This is a genomic window from Saccharothrix sp. HUAS TT1 (assembly GCF_040744945.1).
Classification (GTDB): Bacteria; Actinomycetota; Actinomycetes; order Mycobacteriales; family Pseudonocardiaceae; genus Actinosynnema.
This window is the reverse complement of sequence record NZ_CP160453.1, coordinates 6,242,866-6,255,681: the sequence shown is the minus strand read 5'-3', so window position 1 is coordinate 6,255,681 and position 12,816 is coordinate 6,242,866. Positions and strand designations below refer to the sequence as shown.

Genomic DNA, 12,816 nt, shown 5'->3' with positions numbered 1-12,816 from the left:
TCTAGTTCCGGGGCGCCTCAGGCCCGCGCGCCCGGTGCGGTGAGGGTCAGGTCCGCGATCCGGAGGCCGCCACAGCAACCACCGCCTGAATCCCGCGCCCCGAGGTCCGCGCCCGGCACGACACCGCAGCTGCCCCCGGCCTCCGGCTCGGTGATGTCGAACGCGCCGGACCCGCCGCAGACCCCGGTCTCCGGCAGCGTCAGCTCGACCCGCGCCGCCGACTCGTGGTCGCCCGCGATCTCCGCCACCACGCTGCGCACCTGCTCGTACCCGGTCAGCGCCAGGAACGTCGGAGCGCGCCCGTAGCTCTTCATCCCCACGAGGTACACACCGTGCTCGGGGTGCCGCAACTCCTCCGCACCGTGCGGGGGAACGCTGCCGCACGAGTGCACGTTCGGGTCGATCGACGGCGCCAGCCCGGTCGGCGCCTGGAGCACCGGGTCCAGGTCCAACCGCACCTCCGACAGCCACGAGTGGTCCGGCCGGAACCCGGTCAGCGCCACCACCCGGTCCACCGGGTCGAGCCGCCGGCCGTCCTGCGCCACCAGCACCAGCCGCTCGCCGTCCCGCTCGACCGCCTCGGTGCGGAACCCGGTGACGACCTCCACCGACCCGGCCTCCACCGCCGCCCGCGCCCGCAGGCCCAACGCGCCGCGCGCGGGCAGCTGGTCGGCCGCGCCGCCGCCGAACGCGGCGCCGACCGCGCCACGGCGCAGCAACCACACGACGCGCGTCCCGGGACGCCGCTCGGCCAGGCCCACCAGCGCGATCAGGGCGGTGAGCGCCGAGTGCCCGCTGCCCGCCACCGCGATCCGGCCGCCCGCGTACCGGTCCGGCTCGGCGGTCACGTCCGGCACCCGGTACTCGATCCGGTCCGCCGCCTCCCGCTCGCCGGCGGCCGGCAGCCCGTCGCCGCCGAGCGGGTTCGGCGTGCCCCACGTGCCGGACGCGTCGACCACGGCCCGGGCGGTGATCCGCTCGCCGCCCTCGACGTGCACGGTCAGCGGCTCGCTGTCCCGACCCGCGTCCACCACCCGGTCCCGCCCCCGGCGGGCCACCCCGACCACCCGGGAGTTCAGCCGGACGTGGTCGCCGAGCGCGCGTCCCAGCGGCGTCAGGTACTCGGCCGCCCACTCCTCGCCAGTGGGGTGGCCCTCGGGCGCGCGCCACCCGGTGGGTTCCAGCAGTCGGCGCGCGGCCGGGTCGACCAGCTCGGACCACGACGAGAACAGCCGCACGTGCCGCCACCGGGCCACCGCCGCGCCCGCCACCGGTCCCGCCTCCAGGACCAGCGGCCGCAGCCCGCGTTCCAGCAGGTGCGCCGCCGTCGCCAAGCCGACCGGTCCCGCTCCGACCACGACCACGGGGAGCTCGTCCACCAGTCACCTCTTTCATCGGTGTTCCTCGATTGAACGAGGAGCAATCTATCGAGCGTTGTAGATGGATGCAACCATCGGTCGTTGTCGATACTCTGGGCGCATGACGACCCTGTCCGCAGTCGGCCTCGCCCCCGAGGACGCCACCACCTACGCCGAGTGGTTCGCCTGCCTGGCCGACCCGACCAGGGTGCGGCTGCTGCACACCGTCGCCACCCACCCCGGCGAGATCACGGTCGGCGCGCTCACCGAGGCGGTCGGCATCAGCCAGTCCACCTGCTCGCACCACCTGCGCAAGCTGGCCGACGTGGGCTTCGTCCGGCTGCGCAAGGAGGGCACCGCGACCCTGGTGTCGGTCAACCAGGCGTGCTGCACGGGCCTGCCGCACGCCGCCGACGCCGTCATGGGCACGATCGTCACCAGGCCGTGCTGCCCGACCGACCTGCCCGCCGACGTCGCCGTGCGCGCCGTGGCCGACGACGACTGGGCCGACGTGCGCCGCATCTACGGTGAGGGCATCGCCACCGGCAACGCCACCTTCGAGACCGAGACCCCCAGCCGCCGCACGCTGGAGGCCAAGTGGCTGCCCGGCCACCGCTGGGTCGCCGTCGTCGACGGCCGGGTCGCCGGCTGGGCCGCCGCGACCCCGGTGTCGGCCCGCGAGTGCTACGCGGGCGTCGCCGAGACGTCGGTGTACGTCGGTGACGGCTTCCGCGGCCGGGGCGTGGGCAAGGCGTTGCTGCACCGGCAGGTCACCGCCGCCGACGAGGGCGGACTGTGGACGTTGCAGACCGCGATCTTCCCGGAGAACCGGGCCAGCATCGGGCTGCACCACTCGGCCGGGTTCCGCACCGTCGGCGTCCGGGAGCGCATCGCCCGGCACCACGGCGTCTGGCGCGACACCGTGATGCTCGAACGCCGCCGCGCCGACGTCGGCTGCTGACCGCCGGCGGGCACCCCGGTCGAGGTGCCGGCGTGCGGCGCCGGACCGCCGGGCGGGGCGGCTCCCGGCGGGGCCCGAGCGGGCGTTCGAGTTCAAGTGGGACGGTGTCCGCGCCGTCGCCTGCGCGCGGGACGGGCACGTGCGGGCGATGACCCACGACGACCGGGGGTGTCCGCGACCTACCCCGAGGTGCGGACGCTGACCGCACTGCTGGGTGACCGCGAAGCGGTGCTGGACGGCGAGATCGTCGCTCTGGGCGCCCGCAAGCAGCCGGACCCCGGCCGGTTACGGTCCCGGGCGCACGTCACCCGACCGGGCGACGACCTGCTGCTCCGCGTGCCCGTCGTGTACTACGTGTTCGACCTGCTGCGCCTGGACGGCCGGTCGCTGCTCGACGTGCCCTACGTCGAGCGGCGCGCGGAGCCGGCCGGGCTCGGGCTGGGCGGTCGCGAGGAGGTCCGGGCGCCACCGGTGTTCCTGGAGGCGGACGGCCGCGACGTGCCCGCGGTCGCGGAGGACTACGGGCTAGGAGGCGTGGTCGCCAAGCGGTTTCCTCGCGCTACGAGCCCGGACGCCGTTCGGCGGACTGGGTGAAGGTGCCGTTGTCGCGCCCGGGGGAGGCCCTGGGGCGCGCCGGCACGAGCGGGTGCAGCAGGCGGAGCGCGGCCGTCGGCCGGGGCAGGTAGCCGCCGGGTTCGCGGACCCCCTGCACCGGTCCGTCCGCCGTGACGCTCGGCGGCAGCGGCGGCTGCAGGTCGGGGGCGCCCGCCTCGTCTTTCACCGTGAACGCCCGCCGTTCGGCCGACAGCGCCGGCGCGGGCAGCGCCGCGTCGACCCGCCGACCGATCCCGGCGGGCGGAAGTGCTCGGCAGGTGTTCGGCGGCGGCCCGCGATCGGTTCGATCGCACGATCAGGTGACCGGCGGGCGCGCCGAGGACCCGCCGCCTAGCGTGGCCGCCGTGTCGGTGCGGCTGAGCGAGTCGATCATCACGCTGGTGCTGTTCGCCCTGCTGGCGCCGGTGGCGGTGCTGCCCTGGGTGCACTGGCAGTACCGCCGGCGCGGTCGGCTGACCGGCTGGTCGGCGGTGGTGGCCGCGGCCGGCGCGCTGTACGGGTGCGGGCTGGTGGCGTTCACCCTCTTCCCGCTGCCGGTGGTGACCGACGGGTTCTGCTCGGGCCGCCCGACCCGCGACTACTGGCAGCTCCGGCCGTTCGCCTCGCTGGACGACATCGCCGCCGCCGGGTACTCGCCGACGAGCCCGGCGTTCGTCCAGGTGGCGCTGAACGTGGTGCTGTTCGTGCCGCTGGGCTTCCTGCTGCGCTACCGGTTCCGGCGCGGTGCGGTGGCGTCGACCGCGATCGGGCTGCTGGTGTCGCTGGCGGTGGAGACCACGCAGGGGACCGCCGCGTTCGGCCTCTACCCGTGCCCGTACCGGCTCGCGGACGTGGATGACCTGATGACGAACACGGCGGGTGCGCTCGTCGGCTGGCTGCTCGCCCGGTGGCTCGGTCGGCGGCTGCCGCCCGCCGAGCCGGAGCCGGTGGCCGACACCGGGCCGCCGGGCCTGCTCCGCCGCGGCCTGGCGTTCGCGGGCGACCTGCTCACGCTCGCGCTGGCGCAGTTCGCGTTCCGGGCGGTGCTCGTGCTGGTGGGGGAGGGGACCGGGGTGGCCCGGCTGACCGACGTCGCCGCGTCGGACTGGTTCGGCGCGCTCGCGGGGGCGCTGGTGCTGGTCGTCGCCACCGTCGTGGTGCCGTTGCTGCGCGCGGACCGGGCGACACCGGGCCAGGTGGCGTTCCACCTGGCGCTGGTCGACGCGCGCACCGGGGGCCCGGCCCCGCCGCGCGCCGTGCTGCTGCGGTTCGTCGTGTGGTGGCTCCCGGTGCTGTGGCTGCTCTCGACCGGTCACACCGGCCTGGTCCTGCTCGCCGCCGCCGCGGTCGGCCTGGCCACCCGCCCCCGCGCCGACCGCCGGAGCCTGCTGGGCCTGATCTCCACCACCAGCACCACCACCCGCGTGTCCTACCTCCGGAACGCGCGTGTCCTGCGCTCGGAACACCCGGGTTGAACGCTCAGGATCGAACCGGGCGGGTCCGGGGAGCTGCCACCGATCCCGGACCCGCCCGGACGATCAGAACGCCTGGTTCGCGAAACCCCTGCGCGCCGCCGCCGACAGGAACGACTGCCACGCCGCGCTGCTGCTGTGCGGGTCGCCGGTGACGCCGAGCCGGGACTTGGCCGTGGTGAACGCGCTCTGCGTCAGCGGACCCCAGATGCCGTCCACCGCCAGGCCCGAGCTCATGAAGTTGTTGCACAGCGCCTGCACGAACTTCGCGTCGCTCTCCGAACCCGTCACGCAGCGGACCGGCAGCCCGCCGAAGTCGGAGTGGATGTGGTCGGCGTGGTCGGCGTTGTACCACCCGTCCAGCGCGTACCGGAACCGCCGCCGGCACACCGCGTCCACCGCCAGGTAGCGGCGGCGGGTCGCGAGCGTGCCGGACGCGTGGTCGCGGTCCAGCGGCGACGACACCTGGCCGCCGCTCCACCGGACGTGGTCGAGGTCCATCGCGGTGCCCGCGCCGTGCTGGCCGGGCTTGTTCACGTAGAAGCCCGCCGACACCAGGTACGTGACGCTGCCGTACCCCGACGACAACGACCGCAGGTCCCGGATCCACAGCACCAGCGAGTCGTAGAACGCCTGCGTGGCCTGCCAGTTGCGCAGCGTCGTGTTGCCGCGGCTGGACCGCCAGTAGTACACGGGGGTGCCGTCGATGCGGCTGAACGTGATCATCGGGCCGCCTCCGCGGTGATCAGCCGACCGCCGGTGAGCCAGCCGGAACGGGCGCCCGCGACACCGAGGGCCTTGGCGTCGAGCGGCACGGCCGGGCTGCGCCGCTCCGCGTCGAGCACGCCGGTCAGCGGGGTGGCGTCGACCACGTCGTTGCCGACCCAGTGCACGCGGCCGGCTACCGAGGTCAGGCCGCGCACCGCGACACCGTCCAGCCGCGGTCGCGAGGTCCACGTGACGCCGTCGCGCGAGGTGTGCAGGACGGTGCCGGAGATGTCGACGGCCGCCGCGATCCACCCGTCGCCGGTCGCGGCGACGGCGGTGGCGGCCAGGCCGTCGGTCCACTCCAGGCCGCGGACCGGGACGGTGCTCCAGCCCGACCCGGTGCGGCGGGCCGCGATGCGCACCACCGAGGCGCGCTCGTGCTTGACGACGGAGCCGAGCGCCAGGCCGGCGCCGACCGCGGTGAACTCCGACCGCACGCCGTGCAGCCGGCGGACCTCGCGCCAGGTGACGGCGTCGGTGGACTCCCAGATGGCGGCGACCGGATCGCCGCGCACCGCGCCGACGGCGCTGAGCGCGGAGCCGTCGCCGGTGACGTCGACCAGGTCCGCGCCGGCGAGGCCGGTGGTGATGCGCACCGAACCGCCCTCGTCGACCAGGAGCCACTGGCCGTCCTGGCGGGTCAGCATGAGAGGGGAGCCGTCGGGCGCGAGGAACACGCCGGCGGTTTCGCGGGGGTTGTCCGCGGCCTTGCCCGACGCGGGCGCCGCGTGGGCCGGTAGTGCGCCGGCGAGCGCCGCGGTGGCGGCTGCTCCCAGCACGAACGTTCGCCGATCGAGCACGTCAGTCCTTTCGGGGCAGGGGGAAGTGCTGACGTGGCACAGGGCCGGTTGGAACTTTTCCAACCCACAACGTATGGGTGACCAGCGATAACGGCAATGGCCCGTTCCGCCCAAAACCGGCCGCCGCGCGAGTGCGCCGGGGTAGAGTCCGCGGTGTTCGCGACTGGCGTGTCGAGGGTGGGAACGACCACCGGGGAGCGTTGAGCCGGATCGCACCGCGCGCCTGGGTGCCACGGCAGCGCCCCCGCGCGCGTGGAGGTCGTCGTGCACGAACCCGCGATCCCGTCGTTGACCGGTTCCGACCCCGAGGTCGCCCGACTGGTCCAGACCGAGGCCCGCCGCCAGTTCGAGAAGGTCCGCCTGATCGCCTCGGAGAACTACGTCTCGACCGCCGTGCTCGAAGCCACCGGCTCCGTGCTGACCAACAAGTACTCCGAGGGCTACGCGGGCCGCCGCTACTACGAGGGCCAGCAGGTGGTCGACCCGGTCGAGGAGCTGGCGGTCCGCCGGGCCAGGGCGCTGTTCGGCGTCGACCACGCCAACGTCCAGCCCTACTCCGGCTCGCCCGCCAACCTCGCCGTCTACCTGGCGTTCCTCGACCCGGGCGACGCGGTCATGGGCATGGCCCTGCCCGCCGGCGGGCACCTCACCCACGGCTGGGCCGTCTCGGCCACCGGCAAGTGGTTCCGCGGCGTCCAGTACGGCGTCGCCAAGGAGACCGGGCTGGTCGACCTCGACGAGGTCCGCGACCTGGCCCGCGCCGAACGCCCCAAGGTGATCTTCTGCGGCGGCACGGCCATCCCGCGCACCATCGACTTCCCGGCGTTCGCCGAGATCGCGAACGAGGTCGGCGCGGTCCTGGTGGCCGACATCGCGCACATCGCGGGCCTCGTCGCGGGCGGCGCGCACCCGTCACCGGTCGGGCACGCCCAGGTGATCACCACGACCACCCACAAGACCCTGCGCGGCCCGCGCGGCGCGATGATCCTCACCGACGCCGAGCACGCGAAGGCCGTCGACAAGGCGGTGTTCCCCGTCCTGCAGGGCGGACCGCACAACCACACCACCGCCGCCATCGCGGTCGCGCTCGGCGAGGCGTCCGAGCCGTCGTTCGGCCTCTACGCGCACGCCGTCGTGCAGAACGCCCGCGCGCTGGCCGCCGCCCTGCTCGACCGGGGCTTCGACCTGGTCTCCGGCGGCACCGACAACCACCTGCTGCTGCTCGACCTGACCGGCAAGGGCATCGGGGGCAAGCCCGCGGCCAAGGCGCTGGACCGCGCGGGCGTCGAGGCGAACTACAACACCATCCCGTTCGACCCGCGCAAGCCGTTCGACCCGTCCGGCGTGCGCCTGGGCACGGCCGCCGTCACCACCCGCGGCCTCACCGAGGAGCACATGCCCCTGATCGCCGACTGGATCGACCGCGCGGTGCGGGACGCGGCCGACGAGCGGGCGCTGGACCGGATCGCCGCCGAGGTCGCCGACCTCATGGCGGGCTACCCGATGCCCGGCTGGGCGTAGCGCAGCACGTCGGCCAACCGCGCCACGTCCGCCCGGAACGTCTCGTGCCGGACCGTGACGTGGTCGGCCGCGTGCCCGGTCAGCTGGTCGGCGGGCAGCACCGCGCCGTCGACCAGCACCGGGACCACCGGCACCGCGCGCCGCTCGGCCCGCTCCACCTCCGTGCGCATCAGGTCGGTCGGCGCCCAGTCCGGCCCGACGACGGCGAGCAGCACGTCGCACTCGCCGACGTCGCCCACCACGGACCGGCCGATGTCGTCCAGCCGGTCCGCGATCCGACCGGCCAGGTGCAGGTCCTGCGGCCGGCGGTAGCTCAGGAACAGCCGGGCCGCCCGCGGCGCGGGTGGCAGCTCGATCCCGGCCAGCGCGGCGAACGCCCGGTCCCGCACCTCGGTCGGGTCCGCGCCGCACCGGGCCAGCACGTCCAGCACCACGCCCTCGGCCTCGGTGAGCACGCCGAGCAGCAGGTGCTCGGTGGTGACGTGCCGGTGGCCGAACGCGAACGACTCGCGCACCGCCGACGCCAGCGCCCGCTTGGCGCCGGGCGTGAACCGGAGGTGGCCGTCCGCCCGCGGCACTGCTGACCGCGGCACGTCCGCCCGCCGCACGTCCGCCCGGCAACCGGGCAACGTCAACCCGGACGCCGCCAGCAACGACGACGCCGCACCGCCCTCGCCGAGCAGCCCGAGCAGCAGGTGCTCGGTGCCGATGGCGGTGTGGTGGAGCTGCCGCGCCTCGTGGAGGGCCAGCACGGAGACCCGGCGCGCGCTCTCGGTGAACCGTTCCAAGATCAATCCCTCGTCACCGGGCGAACAGGCTGCTACCACTGCATCGCACCGAGTTTCCGGGTGTTACCGGAATTTGTCAGTAGCCGCGACCCGGGTATCGGTCATCACGTCGCTCCCGCCGTGCGCGGTCTCCGGGATGAGGACCAGTTCGGCGTCCGGCCAGGCGTGGGCCAGGTCGAACGGCGTGCCGGTCAGGTTGATGAGGTCCAGCACCCCCTGGACGATCACGCCGGGGATGCCGGCGAGCTTCCCGGCCTCCGCCAGCACGATCCCCTCCGGCAGCCACGAGCCGTGCGCCCAGTAGTGCGTGACCAGCCGGGCGAACGCCAGCGCGTGCTCCGGCTGGTCGGACCGGCCCGCGCCGGACGTCAACGGCTGGATGGCGTCCTCCCACGCGCACCACTCCCGCGCGGCGCGGTGGTGCACGGCGGGGTCGGGGGAGAGGAGCAGTTCGAGGTATCCCGCCGCGGGATCGCCGGCCGGCGCCAGCTCCCGGAACCTGGCGTGGGCCCGCGGGAACATCGGGGCCAGCCCCGTGGTCAGCAGGTCGGTCTCGGACCGCCGCCCGGTGGCCACGCCCGCGTGCACCATCTCCGAGACCCGGTGCGGGAACCGCTCCGCGTACACCAGGCCGAGCACCGAGCCCCAGGACGCCGCGAACAGCAGCCACCGGTCGATGCCCAGGAACTCGCGCAGCCGTTCCAGGTCGGCGACCAGGTGGTCGGTGGTGTTGGTGGACAGGTCGACCACGGGCTGCCCGGCGTGCGGCGTGCTCCGCCCGCACCCGCGCTGGTCGAACAGCACCACCCGGTACGCCCGCGGGTCGAAGTACCGGCGGGCTCGCGGCGTGCAGCCGGACCCCGGCCCGCCGTGCAGCACCACGGCCGGTTTCCCGTTCGGGTTGCCGCACACCTCCCAGTACAGCCGGTGCCCGTCGCCGACGTCGAGCATCCCGCGGTCGTACGGCTCGATCTCCGGGTACAGCACGAGGTCCCCCAGGTTGTATTAGCGCTTACACAATTGCCGGACGTGGATGTTACGTCTGCGTGCTAGGCGCCAACGTGCCACCCCTCGGTCGATGCGCCCCAGCTTGACGGATGATGCAAAACGGTGTTTTATAACATTGTTGTGTAACAGTGTTCTGGGAGGTGGGCCGTGCGGGGCGTCCAAGCCGGGTTCCAGACCCTCGACCAGGAGGTCGTCATCGACGACCTCGAAGTGCGCGGCGAGCTGCCGCCCTGGCTGTCCGGCGCCCTGGTGCGCAACGGGCCCGCCAAGTTCGAGGACGACCACCGCTCGTTCCGCCACTGGTTCGACGGCCAGGCGATGCTGCACCGCTTCGGCTTCGCCGACGGCGTGGTCTCCTACCGCAACCGCTACCTGGAGACGCCGAGCTTCAAGGCCGTCCGCGACGAGGGCCGCATCGCGTTCGGCGAGTTCGCCACCGACCCGTGCCGCTCCCTCTTCGCCCGCTTCTTCACCCACCCGCGGCTGCGCACCACGCCGAACACCAACGTCAACGTGGTGTCCGACGGCGAGCGGGACTGGGCGCTCACCGAGACGCCCATCGCGGTCGAGTTCGACCGGGACACGCTGGCCACCGTCGGCGTCTCCGACCACGACGACGGGATCACCGGCCACGTCACCACCGCGCACCCGCACCGGGCGCCGCTCACCGGCGACCTGGTCAACTACGTGCTGAAGTTCGGCAGGCGCAGCGTCTACCGGATCTACCGGCAGCGCGGCCGGGACCGGCGCCTGCTGGCGAGCCTGTCCACCGACCGCCCCGGCTACCTGCACAGCTTCGCCGTCACCGAGCGGCACGTGGTGCTGGCCATCTTCCCGTACGTGGTCAACCCGCTGGGGCTGCTGTTCCGCGGCAAGCCGTTCATCGAGAACTACCGGTGGCGGCCCGAGCTGGGCACGCGGTTCGTCGTGTTCGACCAGCGGGACGGGTCGGTGGTCGCCGACGCGCGCACCGACGCGTTCTTCGGCTTCCACCACATCAACGCCTTCGACGCCGACGGGCGGGTGGTGGTCGACATCTGCGCGTACCCGGACGCGGGCGTGGTCGACGCGCTGTACCTGGACGGGGTGCGCGGCGGCGGCGACCTGCCGCCGGCCTTCCCCACCCGGTACGAGGTGGACCTGGCCGGCGGCGGGGTCCGGTCGCGGCGGCTGGCCGAGGACGCCTTCGAGCTGCCGCGCATCGCGTACAACACGCACAACGGCCGCGAGTACCGGTACGCGTACGGCGTCGGCGCGCGGGACAACGGCACCCGCGACTTCCTCAACCAGCTGGTCAAACTGGACGTCCGAAGTGGACGGACGAGCTACTGGCGGGAACCGGGGAAGTACCCGGGCGAACCGGTGTTCGTCCCCTCGCCGGACGCGCGGGCGGAGGACGACGGCGTGCTGCTGTCCGTGGTGCTGGACGCCGACGCCGGCCGGTCCGGCCTGCTGGTGCTCGACGCGGCCACGTTCGAGGAGGTGGCACGAGCCGAGGTGCCGCACGCCATCCCGTTCGGCTTCCACGGCCAGTTCACGTCACCCCGGCTAGCCGCGCGCCCGGCGAGCGGTCAGCCCTCGAACCCGGCGAACACGCCCGGCTCGTAGGAACCCCCCTTCTGGCGCAGCACGACCGCGAGCCGGTTCGCCGCGTTGATCAGGGCGACCAGGCAGACCAGCGCGGCGACCTGGTCGTCGTCGTAGTGCTCGCGCACCAGCGCCCACGTCCCGTCGGACACGCCCTGGTGGGCGTCGGCCAGCCGCGTGCCCTCCTCGGCGAGCGCCAGCGCGGCCCGCTCGGCGTCGGTGAACACGGTCGACTCGCGCCAGGCGGCCACCAGGTTGAGCCGGACCGCGGTCTCACCGGCCGCCGCGGCGTCCTTAGTGTGCATGTCGATGCACCAGCCGCAACCGTTGATCTGGCTCGCGCGCAGGCTCACCAGCTCCTGGGTGGCCTTCGGCAGCGGCGACCGGGTGACGACCGCGCCCGCGTTGGCGAACCGCTTGGCGAAGTCGGCGCTGATCTCGTTCTCGAAGATGGCGAAACGGGGTTCCACGGCTTCGTCCTCACTCGTGACGTCGGTGGTGCTGGACGAGCACGGGACGCCGGCCGCGGGATGCTTGTAACAACCTGAACGGGGTGACCTGTGTCACGAACCGGGTCGGGAAAGGGGAATACCGCCTGTTCCCATTCTCAATTTATAGCGCACAGGGGGTCTTGCGGCAAGGCCCGGGTCATGCCGCAGAATCGCCGCTCGAAGCTGCAACCTGCGAAAACGGGAGTCACCAAGTGCGAGTGCTGTTGTCGACGTACGGGTCGCGCGGAGACGTCGAACCGCTGGTGGCGCTCGCGCTGCAATTGCGGGCGCACGGCGCGGAAGTGCGGATGTGCGCGCCGCCGGACGAGGACTTCGCGCAACGGCTGGCCGGTGTCGACGTGCCGCTGATCCCGGTGGGCCGGTCGGCGAAGGCGCTGACGACCGCGGTGTCGCCGTCGGCGTCCCTGCCCGAGCGCGCGGCCGAGCTGATCGCCGGCCAGTTCGAGGTGCTGCCCGCCGCCGCCGAGGGGTGCGACGTGGTGGTGGTGACCGGCGCGATGCCCGCCCAGGCCGGGGCGCGCTCGTTGGCCGACGCCCTGGGCATCCCCTCGGTGGTCGTGACCTTCCAGCAGCTCACCCTGCCGTCGCCGCACCACGCCCCGCTGGCGTACGCGGGTCGGCCGTTCCCGCCGGAGGTGACCGACAACCGGGTGCTGTGGGAGCTGGACGCCGAGAGCATCGACGCGCTGTTCGGCGCGGCGCTCAACGCGAACCGGACCGCGATCGGCCTGTCGCCCGTGGACGGCGTCCGCGACTACGTCATCGGCGACCGGCCCTGGCTGGCGACGGACCCGGTCCTGGACCCGTGGCGCGAGCCCGCGGACCTCGACGTCGTGCAGACCGGCGCGTGGTTCCTGCCCGACGAGCGCCCGCTGCCCGCCGACCTGGAGGCGTTCCTCGACGCCGGGGAACCGCCGGTGTACGTGGGTTTCGGCAGCATGCCGATGCGCGGTTCCCAGGACGTCGCCCGGGTCGCCGTCGACGCGGTCCGCGCGCACGGCCGCCGCGCGCTGATCTCCCGCGGCTGGGCCGACCTGGCCCTGATCGACGACCAGGACGACTGCTTCGCCGTCGGCGAGGCCAACCACCAGGCGCTGTTCGGCCGGGTGGCCGCCGTCGTGCACCACGGTGGCGCGGGCACGACGACGACCGCCGCCCGGACCGGCGCGCCCCAGGTCGTGGTGCCGCAGGGCGTGGACCAGCCCTACTGGGCGGGTCGGGTGGCCGACCTCGGCATCGGCGCGGCGCACGACGGTCCGACGCCGACCTCCGAGTCGCTGTCGGCCGCGCTCGCGACGGCCTTGGCCCCGGAGACCGGGGCGCGGGCGACCGCCGTGGCGGGCGAGGTCCGCGGTGACGGGACGGTCGTGGCCGCCGAGCTGCTGATGAAGTGAGAGAGAGGGGTCACAAGTGTGCAGGCAGTGCAAACTTGCAGTAAGTGCAGGTT

The 12,816-nt window shown here is 73.9% G+C and carries 13 protein-coding genes and 1 riboswitch; of the genes, 6 read left to right on the top strand and 7 right to left on the bottom strand.

Translation table 11 applies throughout. The annotated features are described in order from the left end of the window. Nucleotides 1-17: 17 nt before the first annotated feature. Entirely contained in the window at nt 18-1,379 is a 1,362-nt protein-coding gene (locus AB0F89_RS28100; protein ID WP_367128625.1) for an FAD-dependent oxidoreductase, read from the bottom strand. Nucleotides 1,380-1,479: 100 nt separating this feature from the next. Here AB0F89_RS28100 and AB0F89_RS28095 point away from each other — a divergent pair, with 100 nt between their 5' ends. Further along, nucleotides 1,480-2,319, top strand: coding sequence for a helix-turn-helix domain-containing GNAT family N-acetyltransferase (locus tag AB0F89_RS28095; RefSeq protein ID WP_367128624.1), 840 nt, complete (start codon nt 1,480-1,482; stop codon nt 2,317-2,319). Nucleotides 2,320-2,487: 168 nt separating this feature from the next. Beyond that, complete coding sequence (locus AB0F89_RS28090) at nt 2,488-2,913, top strand: hypothetical protein (RefSeq protein WP_367128623.1); 426 nt, start codon at nt 2,488-2,490, stop codon at nt 2,911-2,913. Here AB0F89_RS28090 and AB0F89_RS28085 read toward each other — a convergent pair. After that, nucleotides 2,879-3,100 carry a hypothetical protein gene (locus AB0F89_RS28085; RefSeq protein ID WP_367128622.1) on the bottom strand — a complete coding sequence of 74 codons (222 nt, stop codon included), beginning with the start codon at nt 3,098-3,100 and terminating at the stop codon, nt 2,879-2,881. The two genes, AB0F89_RS28090 and AB0F89_RS28085, sit on opposite strands and share 35 nt — an antisense overlap. Before the next feature lie 178 nt (nt 3,101-3,278). Here AB0F89_RS28085 and AB0F89_RS28080 point away from each other — a divergent pair, with 178 nt between their 5' ends. After that, entirely contained in the window at nt 3,279-4,388 is a 1,110-nt protein-coding gene (locus AB0F89_RS28080; RefSeq protein WP_367128621.1) for a VanZ family protein, read from the top strand. A gap of 63 nt (nt 4,389-4,451) precedes the next feature. Here the strand turns inward: AB0F89_RS28080 and AB0F89_RS28075 are convergent, their stop codons facing one another. After that, nucleotides 4,452-5,111, bottom strand: coding sequence for a hypothetical protein (locus tag AB0F89_RS28075; RefSeq protein ID WP_367128620.1), 660 nt, complete (start codon nt 5,109-5,111; stop codon nt 4,452-4,454). Next, nucleotides 5,108-5,953 carry a hypothetical protein gene (locus tag AB0F89_RS28070; RefSeq protein WP_367128619.1) on the bottom strand — a complete coding sequence of 282 codons (846 nt, stop codon included), beginning with the start codon at nt 5,951-5,953 and terminating at the stop codon, nt 5,108-5,110. The genes AB0F89_RS28075 and AB0F89_RS28070 overlap by 4 nt, the downstream gene beginning before the upstream one ends. Nucleotides 5,954-6,102: 149 nt before the next feature. Beyond that, nucleotides 6,103-6,189, top strand: a riboswitch (ZMP/ZTP riboswitch). 28 nt (nt 6,190-6,217) lie between these two features. On the opposite strand from AB0F89_RS28070, the gene glyA reads away from it, so the two are divergent. Beyond that, nucleotides 6,218-7,474 carry a serine hydroxymethyltransferase gene (glyA, locus tag AB0F89_RS28065; protein ID WP_367128618.1) on the top strand — a complete coding sequence of 419 codons (1,257 nt, stop codon included), beginning with the start codon at nt 6,218-6,220 and terminating at the stop codon, nt 7,472-7,474. Here the strand turns inward: glyA and AB0F89_RS28060 are convergent. Then, on the bottom strand, nt 7,450-8,262 hold the full coding sequence (locus tag AB0F89_RS28060; protein ID WP_367128617.1) for a Clp protease N-terminal domain-containing protein: 813 nt from the start codon (nt 8,260-8,262) through the stop codon (nt 7,450-7,452). The two genes, glyA and AB0F89_RS28060, sit on opposite strands and share 25 nt — an antisense overlap. Before the next feature lie 63 nt (nt 8,263-8,325). Beyond that, nucleotides 8,326-9,249 (bottom strand): prolyl aminopeptidase, encoded by a 924-nt coding sequence (gene pip, locus AB0F89_RS28055; RefSeq protein ID WP_367128616.1) that lies wholly within the window; start codon nt 9,247-9,249, stop codon nt 8,326-8,328. Nucleotides 9,250-9,417: 168 nt separating this feature from the next. Between pip and AB0F89_RS28050 the strand changes: the two genes are divergently transcribed. After that, nucleotides 9,418-10,878 (top strand): carotenoid oxygenase family protein, encoded by a 1,461-nt coding sequence (locus AB0F89_RS28050; protein WP_367128615.1) that lies wholly within the window; start codon nt 9,418-9,420, stop codon nt 10,876-10,878. On the opposite strand, the gene AB0F89_RS28045 is transcribed toward AB0F89_RS28050, so the two are convergent. Further along, nucleotides 10,842-11,327 (bottom strand): carboxymuconolactone decarboxylase family protein, encoded by a 486-nt coding sequence (locus AB0F89_RS28045; protein WP_367128614.1) that lies wholly within the window; start codon nt 11,325-11,327, stop codon nt 10,842-10,844. The two genes, AB0F89_RS28050 and AB0F89_RS28045, sit on opposite strands and share 37 nt — an antisense overlap. Nucleotides 11,328-11,560: 233 nt before the next feature. Between AB0F89_RS28045 and AB0F89_RS28040 the strand changes: the two genes are divergently transcribed. Beyond that, entirely contained in the window at nt 11,561-12,763 is a 1,203-nt protein-coding gene (locus tag AB0F89_RS28040; RefSeq protein WP_367128613.1) for a glycosyltransferase, read from the top strand. Nucleotides 12,764-12,816 lie beyond the last annotated feature (53 nt).